16 protein-coding genes and 1 tRNA gene are annotated in these 17815 nt (G+C 42.3%); 8 read left to right on the forward strand and 9 right to left on the reverse strand.

Annotated elements, in window-relative coordinates; all coding sequences use genetic code 11:
- Position 1: 1 nt before the first annotated feature.
- Together MS_RS08035 and murJ are read right to left on the reverse strand one after the other, a co-directional pair.
- On the reverse strand, positions 2–883 hold the full coding sequence (locus MS_RS08035) for a DMT family transporter (RefSeq protein ID WP_011200920.1): 882 nt from the start codon (positions 881–883) through the stop codon (positions 2–4).
- Positions 884–910: 27 nt separating this feature from the next.
- Complete coding sequence (murJ, locus tag MS_RS08040) at positions 911–2482, reverse strand: murein biosynthesis integral membrane protein MurJ (protein WP_011200921.1); 1572 nt, start codon at positions 2480–2482, stop codon at positions 911–913.
- A 295-nt stretch (positions 2483–2777) separates the two neighbouring features.
- Between murJ and rpsT the strand changes: the two genes are divergently transcribed.
- Positions 2778–3041, forward strand: coding sequence for a 30S ribosomal protein S20 (rpsT, locus tag MS_RS08045; protein ID WP_011200922.1), 264 nt, complete (start codon positions 2778–2780; stop codon positions 3039–3041).
- Positions 3042–3125: 84 nt separating this feature from the next.
- Here the strand turns inward: rpsT and MS_RS08050 are convergent, their stop codons facing one another.
- A complete protein-coding gene (locus tag MS_RS08050; RefSeq protein ID WP_011200923.1) occupies positions 3126–3809 on the reverse strand; it encodes a YtjB family periplasmic protein in 684 nt (227 codons plus the stop codon).
- Between the two features lie 94 nt (positions 3810–3903).
- On the opposite strand from MS_RS08050, the gene serB reads away from it, so the two are divergent.
- Positions 3904–4875: a phosphoserine phosphatase gene (gene serB, locus MS_RS08055; protein WP_011200924.1), complete on the forward strand. Its 972-nt coding sequence runs from the start codon at positions 3904–3906 to the stop codon at positions 4873–4875.
- 14 nt (positions 4876–4889) lie between these two features.
- The gene (locus MS_RS08060; protein WP_011200925.1) at positions 4890–5381 is read left to right on the forward strand and encodes a YajQ family cyclic di-GMP-binding protein; all 492 of its coding nucleotides are present in this window, start codon (positions 4890–4892) and stop codon (positions 5379–5381) included.
- Between the two features lie 85 nt (positions 5382–5466).
- On the opposite strand, the gene MS_RS08065 is transcribed toward MS_RS08060, so the two are convergent.
- The 4 genes from MS_RS08065 to rpsU all read right to left on the reverse strand — a co-directional run bounded on the left by MS_RS08065 (position 5467) and on the right by rpsU (position 9725).
- Positions 5467–5543, reverse strand: a tRNA-Ile gene (locus MS_RS08065).
- Between the two features lie 133 nt (positions 5544–5676).
- Positions 5677–7539, reverse strand: a complete 1863-nt coding sequence (rpoD, locus tag MS_RS08070) for an RNA polymerase sigma factor RpoD (RefSeq protein WP_041639944.1) — start codon at positions 7537–7539, stop codon at positions 5677–5679.
- Positions 7540–7613: 74 nt separating this feature from the next.
- Positions 7614–9380: a DNA primase gene (dnaG, locus tag MS_RS08075; protein WP_011200927.1), complete on the reverse strand. Its 1767-nt coding sequence runs from the start codon at positions 9378–9380 to the stop codon at positions 7614–7616.
- 129 nt (positions 9381–9509) lie between these two features.
- Complete coding sequence (rpsU, locus tag MS_RS08080; RefSeq protein WP_005717672.1) at positions 9510–9725, reverse strand: 30S ribosomal protein S21; 216 nt, start codon at positions 9723–9725, stop codon at positions 9510–9512.
- Between the two features lie 225 nt (positions 9726–9950).
- Here rpsU and tsaD point away from each other — a divergent pair, with 225 nt between their 5' ends.
- The 3 genes from tsaD (at position 9951) to MS_RS08095 (ending at position 11880) form a co-directional block, all read left to right on the forward strand.
- The gene (tsaD, locus tag MS_RS08085; RefSeq protein WP_011200928.1) at positions 9951–10985 is read left to right on the forward strand and encodes a tRNA (adenosine(37)-N6)-threonylcarbamoyltransferase complex transferase subunit TsaD; all 1035 of its coding nucleotides are present in this window, start codon (positions 9951–9953) and stop codon (positions 10983–10985) included.
- A gap of 69 nt (positions 10986–11054) precedes the next feature.
- Positions 11055–11642, forward strand: coding sequence for a thymidine kinase (locus tag MS_RS08090; protein ID WP_011200929.1), 588 nt, complete (start codon positions 11055–11057; stop codon positions 11640–11642).
- A gap of 109 nt (positions 11643–11751) precedes the next feature.
- Positions 11752–11880 carry an entericidin A/B family lipoprotein gene (locus MS_RS08095; protein WP_041639950.1) on the forward strand — a complete coding sequence of 43 codons (129 nt, stop codon included), beginning with the start codon at positions 11752–11754 and terminating at the stop codon, positions 11878–11880.
- Between the two features lie 112 nt (positions 11881–11992).
- Here the strand turns inward: MS_RS08095 and ligA are convergent, their stop codons facing one another.
- Both ligA and zipA read right to left on the reverse strand, forming a co-directional pair.
- The gene (gene ligA, locus MS_RS08100; RefSeq protein ID WP_041639952.1) at positions 11993–14011 is read right to left on the reverse strand and encodes an NAD-dependent DNA ligase LigA; all 2019 of its coding nucleotides are present in this window, start codon (positions 14009–14011) and stop codon (positions 11993–11995) included.
- An 81-nt stretch (positions 14012–14092) separates the two neighbouring features.
- Positions 14093–15172 (reverse strand): cell division protein ZipA, encoded by a 1080-nt coding sequence (gene zipA, locus MS_RS08105; protein WP_011200933.1) that lies wholly within the window; start codon positions 15170–15172, stop codon positions 14093–14095.
- Between the two features lie 261 nt (positions 15173–15433).
- Between zipA and cysZ the strand changes: the two genes are divergently transcribed.
- Positions 15434–16279 carry a sulfate transporter CysZ gene (gene cysZ, locus MS_RS08110; RefSeq protein WP_041639955.1) on the forward strand — a complete coding sequence of 282 codons (846 nt, stop codon included), beginning with the start codon at positions 15434–15436 and terminating at the stop codon, positions 16277–16279.
- Between the two features lie 183 nt (positions 16280–16462).
- Positions 16463–17413 carry a cysteine synthase A gene (gene cysK / locus MS_RS08115; protein WP_011200935.1) on the forward strand — a complete coding sequence of 317 codons (951 nt, stop codon included), beginning with the start codon at positions 16463–16465 and terminating at the stop codon, positions 17411–17413.
- Positions 17414–17815: the final 402 nt, after the last annotated feature.

Below are 17815 nucleotides of genomic sequence, written 5' to 3' on the forward strand. Positions count from 1 at the left end.
CCTACAATATAGTGACTTTATTTTTAATGTAGTTAATCAGCATCGACGATAATACGGAAATACCCGCCGCACTAATCACTAAGCAAATACCAAATAAAGTGGTTAAAGTAAGATGTTCGCCTAATAATAAAATAGCTAATAATACACCGAATACCGGCTCTAAGGTCGTTAAAATGCTGGCGGTATTTGCCGAAGAAACCCGTAACCCTTTACTCCACAGACGATAAGCCAGCCATGTACAGCCGACGCTTAGATAAAGGATCGCTGAAATACCTTCGATATTAAGGTGAATTTGCCAATCTTGTACCAATAATAAAGAAAATGGAACGCAGCTTATCGCCCCGGTCATAATAATCACATCCGTATAGGCTTTTGCCTCGACCGCTTTCATAACGCTTTGCGCCAAATGAATACTAAATGAAAAGGCAATGCTGCCGAGTAACACCAGCGTACAGCCTAATAAAGTCACTTCTCCGCCGGATTCGGAACCATAAACTACAAAAACGATGCCTGTTAAGGCAACTATTCCTAATAACCAATCCAGTAATCTTGCCGGTTTATGAAAGAAAATATGACCTAATAAAGTAACTACCAAAGGCTCCGTGCCGAGCATGGTTACCGCACTGGCAACCGAGGTATAATGTACGCCGGTAAATTGCAACAACAGGACCACCGGGAAATTTAACAAGCCCAATCCCCATAATTGCAAGCGGTATTGTTTTGGGATTTTCCGATAGCTACGGAAAAATGTCGGCAGCACTAACAAGGCGGATAAAATTAAACGTAACATCACGGTTAGCGCCGGATCAAACATGGTATAACTGAATTTAGCCGCAATAAACGCACTCGCCCAAATTAGCACGGCGGCAATAAGGTAAAACATATTTTCTTCTTATTAAGGATAATAAATTTAACGGGCAAGCAAATGACGTTTACGAATACCTAGTATTACCAACATCAGTAAATAACTTGATGCGGCAATCAGAATTAACTCGGCTAACCGGATGACTTTAGTCAAAAATGCCATCTCGTTCCATATTACTAATTGCGGACTAAAATACCAAACTACCGTTCCCATAACCAAAGCCGCCGCTAAAACTTTCAAAAAAAAGACCGCACTTTGCTTCGTGAAACAATACACATCGGCTTTAGCTAATCCTCGATATAATAAATAGGCATTTAAAGTTGCCGACATTGCCGAAGCCATAGCAAGCCCCACATAGCTGAAAGGAATAGCCAGTAAATTAAATACCATATTACTAATCATAGCAATAATCCCAATCTTGACCGGTGTTTTCGTATCTTGTCGGGCATAATAACCGTTAGCCAGAATTTTAATCAGCATAAAACTCAGCAAGCCCACATTAATGGACCACAACGCATAAGAGGTCGCCTGCACATCGGTTAAGCTAAATTGCCCGCGCATAAAAAGCACCAACAACATAGGTTGAGCCAATACCGCAATACCAATAGTCGCCGGCACGCCTAACAATAAAATCATTCTAACGCCCCAATCCATAGTGGCGCGGAAGTCCGCCGCACTTTTTTGCACGTCGTCGGCGCGGTTGACATGCTGACGGGAAAGAGTCGGCAAAATCACGGTAGAAATTGCAATGCCGAATAAGCCCAACGGGAATTCCAACAAACGATCGGAATAATAAAGCCAACTGATGGAACCGGTCATTAAAAAACTGGCGATGAAGGTATCCAGTAATAAATTAATCTGACTAACGGAAACCCCGAACAACGCGGGAATCATTAATGTACGGATTTTTTTTACACCTTCATCATTCCATGCCCAACGCGGGCGAACTAATAGACCCGCTTTTTTCAAAAAAGGCAACTGGAACAAAAATTGCAGCAATCCGCCGATAAAAATACCAATAGCTAAAGCGACATCCGGGGATTCCATTTGAGGTGCCAATAAAAGTGCGGTAGTAATCATCGCAATGTTCAGCAGCACCGGGGAAAACGACATCACGCCGAATTTACCCAGGCTGTTTAAAATAGCACCGGATAACGCCACAAAAGTAATAAACCACAAATAAGGAAAAGTAATTTTCAATAACAATGAAGCGGAAGTAAATTTTTCGGCATTCGGTCCGTCATTGATCCAATCAATAAACCAACCGGTACCGAAGATCGCCGCGACTACGGGCGATCCGACCATTGCAAGTAAGGTCACGATAGAAACCAAGCCGCCAAGCGTTCCCGAAACCTTACCGATAAATTCTTGCGTTTTGCTTAATTCGCCTGATCTTTGGTATTCCGCCAACACAGGTACAAACGCCTGAGAAAATGCCCCTTCGGCAAATAAACGACGCAGGAAATTAGGAATCCTGTTAGCAAATAAAAAAACGTCGGCCGTGGCTCCCGCCCCGATAATATTAGCGATTACCACATCCCGTACTAAACCTAAAACACGGGATAACAGCGTCATTGTACTTACAATGATGCCTGATTTTAAAAGTCGTTTGCTCAAAATATAGCCTTATTAATAAAAATATTTTCAAATATAAAATTTCTGCCTAATTGTATAGAAATTTCATTTTTACGCTATATTCTAAGCAAAAAAACTGATAAAATCTCGCCCACATCGTTAATTTCATCGCTTAACGGCTTATAGCGACACTCAAAACGGTGGAAACATTCGGTTGTGTCTCACCGAAACTAACAGAAATTACTTAATTAATCATTGACAAACCTGCATAAAAAGGGCATATTTTACGCCTTTATTTTATGTTCGTTTAATTACAGAAATTCTTAGGAGTTTGACCTTGGCTAATATCAAGTCAGCAAAAAAACGTGCGGTTCAATCAGAAAAAAGCCGTCAACACAACGCAAGTCAACGTTCAATGATGCGTACATACATCAAGAAAGTATACGCAGCAGTAGCAGCAGGTGAAAAAGCAGCTGCTCAAGCAGCATTTGTAGAAATGCAAAAAGTTGTAGACCGTATGGCTTCTAAAGGCTTAATCCATGCTAACAAAGCGGCTAATCATAAATCTAAATTAGTTGCTCAAATCAAAAAATTAGCGTAATTTTTAAAGCTTTAAAAAATCGAATAAATAAAACCGCACTTTTATAGTTGCGGTTTTTTATTATCCTGAATTAGCAATTCGACACTAACGGTATCTTCTGCGGCGACGGTGAAAAACTAAAGCGGAACTGTTTTTGATTTCTTTTACCGTATTGATTTGTTCCGTTATTTGACTGCGACGCGCACGGCGATAATGGCTTAAAAAATAATGAACGGAACTTGCCAGAATAACCCCGGCCAGAAATACGATAATTAACTCTCCGTATAAACGGTGGAAAATCTGATTGATCTTATTTTGTGTCGTTTGTCCGTATTTTGAATCAAAGGTCACCCGTAAAAAACCTTCAATACCGTTTGGAGAATAAATGGGCTCCACAATTTGTTGCCGATTCACTACATGATGTTTTGAACTCTCTTCGTTTAATCCTAATTGTTCGCGCAAATCTAAAGTATTACGGGTTTGTGCCAGTAATTCGCCGTTTTTGCCGTAAATTGAGGCATCCAATACAAATTTATCTTTGGTCAGATTTTCGAGATTATCCGTGAGCTGTTCATTTCCGGCATTATTTACCAATAACATGGAAAATAAATTTGCCTGTTGGCGAACCAATAAGTGAGAAAGATTGGATACCTGATTCACACTCGCCAACTGAGAGCCGATTTTAAACTGATTTATACCAAACAAAATAATGCTCATTACGGTGATGCAAAGGGCAATAATCACAACAAACATTAAGGATTTCGCCAATTTTTCTTTAATTATATGCAAATTATGTTCCCCAAAAACTGAAAGCGATAGTATTATGATAAAGTTTACACATAAACTAAGATTATCATAATAATATCATAGGATCCGTTAATTTATGCAAACAAGCGAATTCATTAATCTGACTCTTAAAGACATCAAACAACATTATTCCCCCTTCCCTAATAAATTAATCAACAATCAGCCCCAAACCGAAGGCCGGGATTATTTTATTTTATTCGGCACCAATTTAGAACCTGCAAAACTTCAGGCTTTTCAACAAAAGTGCGGTGAAAATTTTCAAATTTTCGATTGCTGGAATAATCTGCATAATATTGTCGTGTTATTAAAAGGACATTGGCAAAAAAGCTATGAAACCCATGCCCACGATCTCACCCTTGACGCGGCAAAAATTGATTTTAATGCGAATCTTGCGGAACAGGGGTTGCTTGTGATGGATATGGATTCAACAGCAATTCAAATAGAATGTATTGATGAAATTGCAAAATTAGCCGGCACCGGCGAAGAAGTCTCGGCGATTACTGCGGCTGCTATGCGCGGCGAATTGGATTTCGAGCAAAGTTTACGCCGCCGGGTAAGTACATTAAAAGATGCGCCGGAAACAATTTTACAGGAAGTTCGCCTGCAATTGCCTTTAATGCCCGGCTTAAAAGAAACCGTACGGATATTACAGCAACATAATTGGCGGGTTGCCATCGCTTCCGGCGGTTTTACTTATTTTGCCGATTATCTGAAAGAATTACTGAACTTAGATGCCGCCGTTTCAAACCAATTCGACATTGAAAACGGCAAGCTCACCGGGCGGGTAAAAGGCGATATCGTGCACGCTCAATATAAAGCGGACACTTTAAAACGTTTAGCCCGCGAATTTAATATTCCGTTAGAAAATACCGTTGCCATCGGTGACGGTGCGAACGATTTGCTTATGCTGAAACAGGCGAATCTTGGCGCTGCCTTCCACGCTAAACCAAAAGTACAACAACAGGCGCAAGTTGTGGTAAACTTTGCCGACTTAACCGCCCTGCTCTGTTTATTGAGCGCCGGTGAAAAAATTAAGCATTTATCATAACAGGAGAATGAATTATGCCATCATTTGATATTGTTTCAGAAATTACCATGCACGAAGTAAATAACGCGGTTGAAAATGCCAACCGTATTTTATCGACACGCTATGATTTTCGCGGTGTAGAAGCCGTTATTGAATTAAATGAAAAAAATGAGACGATTAAATTAACTACGGAATCGGATTTCCAATTGGAACAGTTAATTGAAATTCTAATCGGCGCCTGTATTAAACGTAATATCGACAGCACATCCTTAGATATTCCGACGGAAAGCGAACATCACGGCAAATTATATTCAAAAGAAGTGAAGTTAAAACAAGGCATTGAAACCGAAACGGCGAAAAAAATCACAAAGCTGATTAAAGACAGCAAATTGAAGGTGCAAACACAAATTCAGGGCGAACAGGTTCGTGTAACCGGCAAATCCCGCGATGACCTTCAAGCCGCGATTCAATTGGTTAAAGGTGCGGAATTAGGACAACCTTTCCAGTTTAATAACTTCCGCGATTGATATTCTTTAAAAGCCGACTTAGTCGGTTTTTTATTACCGAATTGTTATCCGATATAGCGGGAAAATTGAAAGGCAGAATAATAAATGGTGCCCCCAACAGGACTTGAACCTGTGACCAAGCGATTATGAGTCGCCTGCTCTGACCAACTGAGCTATGGGGGCAAAAGAAATGTGCTTTCGTTAAAAGCCAGGTGATTATATTGAAATATTGGAATGAAGTCTATAAGTGCGGTCGATAATCGTCGATTTTTCAAACAAATAAGGTCCGGAAAGCCGAACCTTATTTTTTTATAGATTATTCATCCAGGAAACTGCGCAACGTTTCCGAACGGCTTGGATGACGCAATTTACGCAATGCTTTTGCTTCAATCTGACGAATACGTTCACGGGTTACATCAAATTGTTTACCTACTTCTTCAAGAGTATGATCCGTATTCATATCAATACCGAAACGCATACGCAAAACTTTCGCTTCACGCGGGGTCAAACCTTCAAGTACTTCATGAGTGGCAACTTTCAGGCTTTGTGCCGTTGCGGAATCTAACGGTAATTCCAAGGTGCTGTCCTCAATGAAATCACCTAAATGCGAATCATCGTCATCACCAATCGGAGTTTCCATTGAAATCGGCTCTTTGGCTATTTTAAGCACCTTACGGATTTTATCTTCCGGCATTCCCATACGTTCAGCCAACTCTTCAGGTGAAGCCTCACGGCCCATTTCCTGTAACATTTGACGGGAAATACGGTTTAATTTATTAATGGTTTCGATCATATGCACCGGAATACGAATGGTGCGCGCCTGGTCCGCAATAGAACGGGTAATCGCCTGACGAATCCACCAGGTTGCATAAGTTGAAAACTTGTAACCGCGGCGATATTCGAATTTATCTACAGCTTTCATCAAGCCGATATTACCTTCCTGAATCAAATCCAGGAATTGTAAACCACGATTGGTATATTTTTTCGCAATAGAAATCACTAAACGTAAGTTCGCTTCCACCATTTCTTTTTTGGCGCGACGGGCTTTCAACTCACCTTGAGCAATACGTTCGCCGATATCGCGGATTTGTTGAACGGTTAATTTCGTATCCGTTTCAACCTGCTGTAAACGCACGATAGATTTACTGATTTCCGGTGCCCGTTGCTGCAATTTTTCTACATAAGTTTTTTTGCTTTGCAACAAGCTTTCCAACCATTGTTCAGAGGTTTCGTTACCGATAAAGGCCTTTTGGAAATCATCTTTCGGCACTTTCGCATAATCCACGGCAAGGCGTTGAATTTGACGTTCTTCCGCTCGAACTTGTTTCATCATACTGCGCATTGACAACACTAACGTATCGAACTGGCGAGGGACTAAACGGAATTGAGTAAAAATATCAGACAAAACTTGAATCTGTTCTTTTACTTTATTATCGGTGCGTCCGTATTTTTCAATAAATTCTAAAGTTTTAACACATTGATCTTTTAATGCGGAGAATTTTTCACGAGCGACTTCAGGATCGATAGAATTATCGCTATCGTCCGTTGAGGTATCGCCTTCATCGCTCTCTTCGTCTTCTTCCTCATCATTTAGCGCATCCGCCGGAATATCGCCGTCTTCATCATCAAGCACTTCCTCTAAATCAGAAATTTCTTCACTTGCTTCTTCCGCATTCAAATCAACAAAACCTGTGATCAAATCAGCCAAACGAACCGAACCTTCTTCAACTTGTTCATATTGTTTCAGTAAATAATCCAGAGCTTCCGGATATTCTGCAACAGCACTTTGTACTTCATTAATGCCGTCTTCAATACGTTTTGCAATATCGATCTCGCCTTCGCGGGTTAATAATTCAACGCTTCCCATTTCACGCATATACATACGCACCGGATCCGTTGTTCTGCCTAATTCCGCTTCAACACTTGACAATACCTGAGTCGCTTCTTCCACCGCATCTTCATCGGCAATGGTTTCACTCAACATTAAATCATCGGCATCAGGTGCGCTTTCCAGCACTTGGATACCCATGTCATTAATCATTTGAATAATATCTTCAATTTGATCCGTATCAACAAGTTCTTCAGGAAGATGATCATTTACTTCTGCATAAGTTAAATAACCTTGTTCTTTCCCTTGGGCGATTAACAATTTCAATTGAGATTGTGGATTGTGATCCATATATGACGTCCGCCTTTGATTCATTAGTTATATGAAAGATAAAATACGTTTGATTTTACCACTGTTACGGTTGATTAACTATTATTTTGTTGTGGTCGGGCTAATAATTGTGCCAGCTCTTGTTTTTCCTCAGGGGATAAACCGGTACTACGATCCTTAGCAATCAACCTTTCGATATTTTGATCCGTAAACCGGACATAAAGATAAAGCAAGGTTTCCAAAAATGTTTCCTGGATTTTATCATCCGTTACTAAATGATCCCAAATCGCTAAAATTTCAAGGGGCTTACTGTATTGTGAGTCTCGCCAATACTCAAGAATTTGCCCCATGGTAATCCCCATATTGTCACGACATAATTTTGTTAATGCATAAAACAGCTCGAATCCCGGCTCATTTAGGCTTTTTAACGGCTCTAAATCATAATCTAACTGTGCCAATTGCGGATTTTGCAGCAACAAACCGATTAACAAACGCATCGGCGTACGTTTAACCGCAGGACTTTTTTCAATCGCTGCTTCCGGTTGTTCAATCTTGCTTGGGATTAAACTTTCTAATTGGGTTTGATCGATAATCCCCAGTTTTTGCGCCAGAATATTGCGCAAATATAAACGCAGCATTTGCCCCGGAATCCGTTTAATCAACGGCACGGCTAAAGCGGCAAGCTTACTTTTCCCCTCTTTACTGGAAAGATCAACCTGTTCGATCAAATGCGTAAACATAAAATCGCTTAACGAAAGCGCTTTTTGAATATAGTCCTCAAAAGCATCTTTTCCGTATTGGCGGATATAGGTATCCGGGTCTTCGCCGTCGGGCAGAAAAACAAATTTTAACTGACGACCATCCTGTAAATAAGGCAAGGCATTCTCTAACGCCCGCCATGCTGCTTCCCGTCCCGCTCGGTCGCCGTCATAGCAACAGACAATCTGTTCTGATGCTCTGAATATCAGTTGAATCTGCTCTGCGGTAGTTGCAGTACCCAATGAAGCAACAGCATAATTTACCCCGAACTGCGCCAGCGCCACTACATCCATATAGCCCTCCACAACCAGCAGCATTTCAGGCGAATCGTTGATTTGCAGCGCCTCATACAGCCCGTAAATTTCATTACCTTTATGGTAAGTCAGCGTTTCCGGCGAATTCAGATATTTCGGCCGCTCATCAGTTAAAACCCGTCCGCCGAAAGCGATGGTTCTACCCCGACGATCACGAATAGGAAACATAATTCGGTTACGGAAACGATCATAAATATCACCGCGATCGTTGCGGGAAAGCATACCTAAATCAAATAATTTTTGCTGTTCCGCTTTTGTGGTACCGAAACGGCGTAACACCGCATTAAAACTGTCGGGGACAAAACCAATGGCAAAACGTTCGATGACTTCTTCCGACAATCCCCGCTTCTGCAAATAGGCTTGAGCGGGAATACTATGAGGCAATTGCTGCCGGTAAAACTCGGCAATATCATGCATCAATTCATAAAGATTGCGTTTATTTTGATAGTGCGGTTGAGATTTCTCGAATTTTTTATCACTGCCGGCTTCGCGGGGAACCTCTAAACCGAGGAAATTAGCCAGTTCTTCCACCGCTTCCAGAAATTCGAGTTTGTCGTATTCCATCAAAAAACCGATAGCATTACCATGGGCGCCACAGCCGAAACAATGATAAAACTGTTTATTTTTACTTACGGTAAAAGAAGGGGTTTTCTCATGATGAAAAGGGCAGCAAGCCTGATAATTATTCGTGCCGGCTTTTTTGAGTTTTACCCGTGAATTGACTACATCCACTATATCAGCTTTAGCCAGTATATCGTTAATGAATGAACGGGGAATCGGAACGCCCATTAGCCAACCTCAAACAAGATAAGGAAATTAATGAAGACTACAATGAACAAAACCGTGATTCCCTTGCTCAATTCTGTTTCAGGGTTTCACGGTTTGTCGAACTCGAGTTTAATTAAATTAAAAATCTAATTAATATAAACGTGTATTACGAGCATTTTCACGAGCTACGCGTTTAGCGTGGCGTTTTGCACGAGTCGCGTTCTCACGTTTACGAATTGTAGTCGGTTTCTCATAGAATTCACGGCTGCGAACTTCTGCTAAGATACCCGCTTTTTCGCAAGAGCGTTTAAAACGACGTAATGCAACGTCAAATGATTCGTTTTCACGTACTTTAATTACTGGCATAAGCCATCACCTCTAAAATAATTTGATAATAAGTTAAGTTAATTTTGCAAAATTACTGAGCAACTTACTCAATAAGGTCGCCAATTTTAATCCAAATTCATAGCAAAAGTAAAGTATTGATTTGTTGTTTTATGAGCAAACACCGCTTTAACGCTCAACAAACAATGAAAAGTGCGGTAGAATTTGCCACAATTTTTTAAGACTTTTTAAATTAAGAGAAAATCCATGCGAATCTTAGGAATCGAAACATCTTGCGACGAGACGGGCGTCGCTATTTACGATGAAGACAAAGGGCTGATTGCCAACCAGCTTTATACGCAAATTGCGCTGCACGCCGATTACGGCGGCGTTGTGCCCGAACTTGCTTCGCGCGATCATATCCGAAAAACCGCTCCGTTAATTGAAGCTGCATTGCAGGAAGCGAATTTAACCGCAAAAGACATTGACGGGATTGCCTATACCTGCGGTCCGGGATTAGTAGGTGCGTTATTGGTCGGTTCCACCATCGCCCGTTCGCTTGCCTATGCCTGGAACGTGCCTGCTGTCGGCGTTCATCATATGGAGGGACATTTATTGGCGCCGATGTTGGAAGATGCCGACAACAGACCGCAATTTCCCTTTATTGCGCTGCTTGTTTCCGGCGGTCATACCCAATTAGTCAAAGTTGAGGGTGTCGGCAAATATGAAGTAATGGGCGAAAGCATTGATGATGCCGCCGGCGAAGCCTTTGATAAAACGGCAAAATTATTGGGCTTGGATTATCCCGGCGGTGCGGCGCTTTCCCGTTTGGCGGAAAAAGGCAGTGCCGGACGTTTTGTTTTTCCGAAACCGATGACGGATCGCCCCGGATTGGATTTCAGCTTTTCGGGTTTGAAAACCTTTGCCGCCAATACCATTAATCAGGCAATTAAAAACGAAGGCGAACTCAGCGAGCAGACGAAAGCGGATATCGCCCATGCCTTCCAAACCGCCGTGGTGGAAACTCTCGCGATAAAATGCAAACGCGCGTTAAAGGAAACCGGTTATAAACGTTTAGTGATCGCCGGCGGAGTAAGTGCCAATAAACAGCTTCGTCAGGGGCTTGCAAACCTGATGGACGATTTAAAAGGACGGGTCTTTTATCCCGCCCCGCAATTTTGTACGGATAACGGCGCAATGATTTCTTATGTGGGTTATCTGCGTTTGAAACACGGCGAACGCACCGACCTTGCTATCGAAGTGAAACCTCGCTGGCCGATGATCGAACTTGAAGCAATTTAGGGTTCGTTTATCTTTTATAAACGGACCCTAACCTAAAAAATAATAAAAAATTAACCGCACTTTTAAATTATGGCAAAACTTTATTTTTACTATTCAACAATGAATGCAGGGAAATCCACTACCCTGCTGCAATCTGCCTATAACTATAACGAACGCAATATGAACACCTTGGTTTATACCGCGGCGATTGACGATCGCTTTGGCGCCGGCAGGGTAACATCCCGCATCGGCATTAGCCAACAAGCTAAATTATTCAATAGAGAAAGCAATCTATTTGAAGAAATAAAAAGGCATTTAGCTTCGGAAAAACTCCATTGCATCCTCATTGACGAAGCGCAGTTTCTGACCAAACAACAGGTTTATCAGCTAAGTGATGTAGTTGACCTATTGAATATCCCTGTGCTTTGTTATGGCTTGCGTACGGATTTTCAGGCTGAATTATTTGAAGGAAGCCAATATTTGTTAGCCTGGGCGGATCAATTGGAAGAACTGAAAACCATTTGCCATTGCGGTCGCAAAGCGAACTTTGTGCTGCGTTTAAACGAGCGGGGCGATGTGGTCAAAGACGGCGAGCAAATCCAAATCGGCGGCAATGAGCGCTATTTATCGGTATGCCGTTTCCATTTCAAACAAAAAACGGGCAAACTGCATAATTAAAGTCTGTTTAACGGCCCCTAATAAAAAACCGTAATATGGAAAATTTTCTTGCTAAAAATACGGAATTAAAATAAAACTAATACATCAACCCAACAAAGAGGTGCAAATTATGAAAAAGATTATGGCATTATTAGTCGCCGGTGCGTTTATTTTCACTTTATCGGCTTGTGAAACCACAAAAGGCGTGGGTAAGGATATCCAAAATGCCGGTCAAAAAATGGAGCAAGTATTCAATTAATTGATTGATTGAAAAACTGATTCGACTACCTAATTTACGGGAACAGATCAAAGTGCGGTCAAAAAAATTAAATTTTTTAACCGCACTTTTGTTTTACCCGCTTTCAAGCCGGTTAGCGCTTGTAAGCGTTCACAATAGCCAGAAATTCCGCCTCGCTCATCACCGCCACGCCCAATTCCTGCGCTTTGGTTAATTTGGAACCGGCATTGTCGCCGGCAATCACAAAATGAGTTTTGGCAGAAACGCTGCCCGCCGCTTTTGCGCCGAGCTGCTGCAGCAAATCTTTTGTCTCGTTTCGCCCCATTTGCGTTAATGTGCCGGTAAGCACAACGGTTTTGCCTTTGAAAGGATTCTCGCCCGCTTCTTTTGTTTCAACGGTTTCCCAATGAATTCCTTGAGCAATCAGATCATTTACCGCATCAATATTATGCTGCTCGCGCCAAAATACATAAATACGGTTTGCCACCACTTCGCCCACATCCGCCACTTCCTGCAATTGCTCCGGGCTTGCCGCCTGTAAGGCGTCTAAATTCTTAAAGTGATTCGCCAGATTCAGCGCCGTCGCCTCGCCCACTTCACGAATACCTAAGGCAAAAATAAAGCGAGCAAGCGTGGTGTTTTTCGCTTTTTCCAAACTGTCCAACGCATTTTGAGCGGATTTTTCCCCCATACGCTCCAAACGCATAAGTGTAATTAAATCCAATTTAAACAGATCCGCCGGCGTGCGGATAAGTTCTTTATCCACCAACTGCTCAATCAGTTTTGCCCCGACACCGTCAATATCCATTGCCCGACGGGAGACAAAATGTTTAAGCGCTTCTTTGCGCTGGGCGTCACAGAATAAGCCGCCGGTACAGCGTGCCACCGCTTCGCCTTCAATACGCACGATTTTAGAACCGCAGACCGGGCATTGAGTCGGAAAAACAATAGCCTGCGCATTAGCCGGACGGCGTTCGTGAAGCACGCCGATAATTTGCGGAATCACATCCCCCGCCCGACGAATAACCACCGTATCGCCAATGGCTATATCAAGGCGAGCAATTTCATCGCCGTTATGTAAAGTTGCATTACTCACGGTAACGCCCGCCACAAACACCGGCGCAAGTTTTGCCACCGGCGTAATTGCGCCGGTTCTGCCCACTTGGAATTCAACATCATTTAACCGGGTTAATTCCTCTTGCGCCGGAAATTTATAGGCAATCGCCCAACGCGGCGCTTTAGAAATAAAACCTAATTCCCGCTGCAAGCCAATATCGTTGATTTTTAACACCGTACCGTCGATATCGTAACCCAAGGTCGGACGCTTTTGCTGCATACTGCGGTAAAATTCCAGCACTTTTTCGCTTCCGTCACATAGCTGAACTTCAGAATTTACCGGAATACCCACGGATTTCAGCCATTGTAGCCGTTCATAATGAGTAGCGGGCAATTCCACGCCTTCGGCAATGCCAACACTGTAAGCATTAAACACCAAAGGACGCCGGCTGGTAATTTTCGGGTCTAACTGGCGCAGTGAACCCGCCGCCGCATTACGCGGATTGGCAAAAGTTTTCTCACCATGTTCAAGGGCACGCTCATTCAGGCGGTTAAAACCTTCGTGCGGCATAAAAACTTCACCGCGCACTTCCAGCCGGGCCGGCGGATTGTCCGTTAATAATTGCAAGGGAATATTGCGGATAGTGCGAATATTTAAGGTAATGTCTTCGCCCGTTGTGCCGTCGCCGCGGGTCGCCGCTTGAGTTAATACGCCGTTCACATAAAAAATACTCACCGCCAGCCCGTCTAATTTAGGTTCGCAACAAAATGTCAGCGGTTGCGGCAACACAATCAATCGATCCTGAATACGCTTTACAAAGGCATTAAATTCTTCATCTGAGAAAGCGTTATCCAGCGATAACATGGGAAGTTCATGGGTGATTTGAGCAAATCCGGCAAGCGGCTTGGCGCCGACCCGTTGAGTCGGCGAATCCGCCGTAATTAACTCCGGGTGCTGTTGCTCCAGCGCTTTTAGTTGATGAAATAAACGGTCGTATTCCGCATCGGGGATTTTCGGATCGTCTAATACGTGATATTGATATTCGTGATAACGCAGCGTATCCCTTAATTGTTTAATTTGTTGATTAATATCCATTATAGTCAAGTCCTGAGAAAGCAAACCGCACTTTTAACAAACGCAAAAGTGCGGTCTTTTTTTCGAAAATTTTAAATCCGTTTATTTTATTTTGGCTAAATATTCTTCTTCCGCCGCATCGGTAAACAGCTCCTGCTGTTCCGTTAATACAAAACCGCCAAGTTGCTGCGCCAAAGTTTTGGCAGAACGAATCATAATTTTTAGGTTGGTACGATCATTGCCGGGAGATGGAAGACGCATAAAAATCGCCACGCCGTCGGTAAAAAACTCATGCAGCGTATAAGGATTAAATGTTCCCGGTTGAGTAATATTGGCGGCACTGAATAACACCGGACTTGCTACGGTTAAATCCAAATGGCGATGATAAAGATTATCTTCACCTAAAGAGAAACCTAAATCTTCCAAAGCCTGAACTAAAACCGTCCCTTGGAACTGACGGTTTTCCGCCGCCGCCACATATAACATCACAAAAGAAACGTCTTCATCTTCGTTATTATCTGACTCTTTTTCCTGTTGTGCCGGTTGGTCGAATTCAATAGGTTGTTGTAACGGCGCCCGTGAAAGCGGCGATTGGGTAAAAATCTGATTGCCTTCCTGTGACGCTTCCTGCAATTGAGTACGTAAATATTCGGAAGAAGAATTAACCCCTTCGTTCGGATCTACTGTCGCCTCGATATCCGCAATAGTTTGCCGGGCAAGATTTTGTTGCACAGGTTGCTGATAATAGGGTTCGCTCGGCTGTTGATAATATTGAGGTTCGGTATTACGGCGGGACGGTCGCATTTCATAAATAGGAGCGGATTCCGCCGGTGCCGGTTCGACATTCGGTAAGGTAATTTTAATTTGATCGACCGATTGGGGCTCGGCTCTAACCGGCGTTTCCTGAGTTATAGGTTCAGGTTCTGTATTTAAAGGCTGTTGAACCGGCGGTTCCTGATGAATTACCGCTTGTTTCGGTTGAGTAAACGCCGGTGCCACATTTCTTGCCTGCTTATAAGATTCCGGAGTTGAAATAGGCTCGTCCTGTCGATTTGCGCGACCGAATGTATTTGCATTTTCAAAATATTGTGATTTTTCACGACGATTCGACCATAACCCATGAGCGACCAGCGCCACAAGTGCAAGAATACCTAAAATAATTAAAATCGTATTTAAATCCATCGTTCGGCTATCCTATTTCCTGTTTTTACAACTATATTCACATTCTAATCATGTGCTCTAAAATGCCCCTAGCTTACCATATTTTATTGATTTAATGGTATGTTTATCTTGAAATTCGCCGGCGAATTCAATGTTTAATAACTCATATTACCAGTAAATTCCGCGAATATTCGCCGTAAGATAAAATCTTTGCTTTTTCCGACCGCACTTTGTATGCTAGCCCTCATTCGTTTTTTAATCTATATTTTTTTAGGGAGTTTTATGAAAAAAGAAAAGGAAATAAAATCCGGGTTTCATTATTTTGTCATGGGCTGGCATTTAATCGGCCAACAAGGCTTGAGACGTTTTGTGGTTATGCCGGTTTTGCTCAATATTATACTGCTCAGCGGGCTCTTCTGGCTTTTTGTCAGTAAAATCAGCGATATGATCGAAGGGGTGATAAGCTTTATTCCCGATTGGCTAAGTTGGTTAAGCGGTATTTTACTCGCTTTGTCTATCTTAATGATTTTACTTGTTTTTTATTTTATTTTTAATACGTTATCGGGCTTTATCGCCGCCCCTTTTAACGGCTTGCTGGCGGAAAAAGCGGAAGCCATGCTTACCGGCGAGTCCGGCGAAAATATGACGACCATGGAATTTATTAAAGACACGCCGCGAATGCTGGCACGCGAATGGCAAAAACTGCTTTACAGTTTACCGAAATATATCGGTTTATTCCTTTTAAGCTTTATCCCGCTTATCGGGCAAAGCCTGATTCCGGTGCTGACCTTTTTATTCACCGCTTGGATGATGGCAATTCAATATTGCGATTATCCTTTTGATAATCATAAAATTTCTTTCCCGACAATGAAATTCAAACTCAATGAAAACCGTATTCAAAATGTGACTTTCGGTACGTTTGTCACCCTTTGTACATTTGTGCCTTTTATTAATTTTGTGATTATTCCGGTAGCGGTTTGCGGTGCGACGGCAATGTGGGTGGACACTTATCGGAAACAGCTTTATCTTGATAAAAATCTGCAAAAATCTACCGCAGTTTCAACCGCCTCGACGGAAAAACCGGGTAGCGATATAGCGCGCCACTCAAACAATATTCGAAACAGATAATTAAATAAATCAAAAGGTTATCAAGGTTATCAAGTTTTTCCGTTTTTATTTATTAAGGTCGGTAGTATACCGACCTTTTTATATAAACGTTGGTTATAAAATAGATCAAATAACTATTTTTTTAATATAAAGGCTAGTGCTATAAATATTGCAACTAAAGCATAGTTCTGAGGAGAACATTTTATGACAATTTTTGCAGATAACTCATATTCAATCGGTAATACTCCGTTAGTTCGTTTACATAACTTCGGTCACAACGGAAACCTTGTTGTTAAAATTGAAAGCCGTAACCCAAGTTTCAGTGTGAAATGCCGTATCGGTGCAAACATGGTATGGCAAGCGGAAAAAGACGGCGTTTTAACTAAAGACAAAGAAATTGTTGACGCTACAAGCGGTAACACAGGTATTGCTCTTGCTTATGTAGCTGCCGCCCGCGGTTATAAAATTACTCTGACTATGCCGGAAACAATGAGCCTTGAGCGTAAACGTTTATTACGCGGTCTAGGCGTAAACCTGGTGTTAACGGAAGGCGCAAAAGGTATGAAAGGCGCTATTGCTAAAGCGGAAGAGATCGTCGCATCGGATCCGAACCGTTATATCATGCTAAAACAATTTGAAAACCCGGCGAATCCGGCAATTCACCAACAAACCACAGGTGTCGAAATTTGGCAGGCGACCGAAGGTAAAGTGGATGTGGTTGTTGCAGGCGTGGGTACCGGCGGTACAATTACAGGTATTTCCCGAGCAATTAAGCTGGACCAAGGCAAACAAATTACTTCCGTTGCCGTAGAACCTGCCGAAAGCCCGGTTATTACACAAATCTTAGCCGGCGAAGAAATTAAACCGGGTCCGCATAAAATTCAGGGTATCGGTGCCGGTTTTATTCCGAAAAACTTAGATCTTTCGCTTATCGACCGCGTTGAAACCGTAGATAGTGATACGGCAATAAAAACCGCCCGCCGTTTAATGGCTGAAGAAGGTATTCTTGCTGGTATTTCATCCGGTGCGGCAGTTGCGGCGGCGGATCGTTTAGCAAAATTACCGGAATTCCAAGATAAATTAATCGTAGCGATTCTTCCTTCCGCTTCAGAACGTTATTTAAGTACGGCGTTATTTGAAGGTATCGAAGGCTAATTAAAGTAAAAACACAGCATAATAATTCCCTTTAACCCCCTTTGCGGTCAATATCAATTATGAATTGACCGCTTTTTTATGACTGTAACGCCCCCCTCAGTCACTACGTGACAGCTCCCCCCATAAAGGGGGAGCGAAAAGGTGAAACTGAATCTGATCGCCTTTCAAATCACGTGACAGCTCCCCCCATAAAGGGGGAGCGAAAAGGGTTAGAATTATAACCATCGGCTACAACATTTATGTCCTGTTTAAGGTAGTTGTTTTTAAAATTAACCGTTAATCGACATATGAGTCCGCCATTATTTGGAAACTACAGAATAACGACCAACGCACTTATTTATTGAGGACTGTAGTACTAACCTATACATTTTTTCGCTCCCCCCTTTATGGGGGGAGCTGTCA

Origin of the sequence: [Mannheimia] succiniciproducens MBEL55E (assembly GCF_000007745.1) — a bacterium.
In the GTDB taxonomy this organism is placed as follows: Bacteria; Pseudomonadota; Gammaproteobacteria; order Enterobacterales; family Pasteurellaceae; genus Basfia; species Basfia succiniciproducens.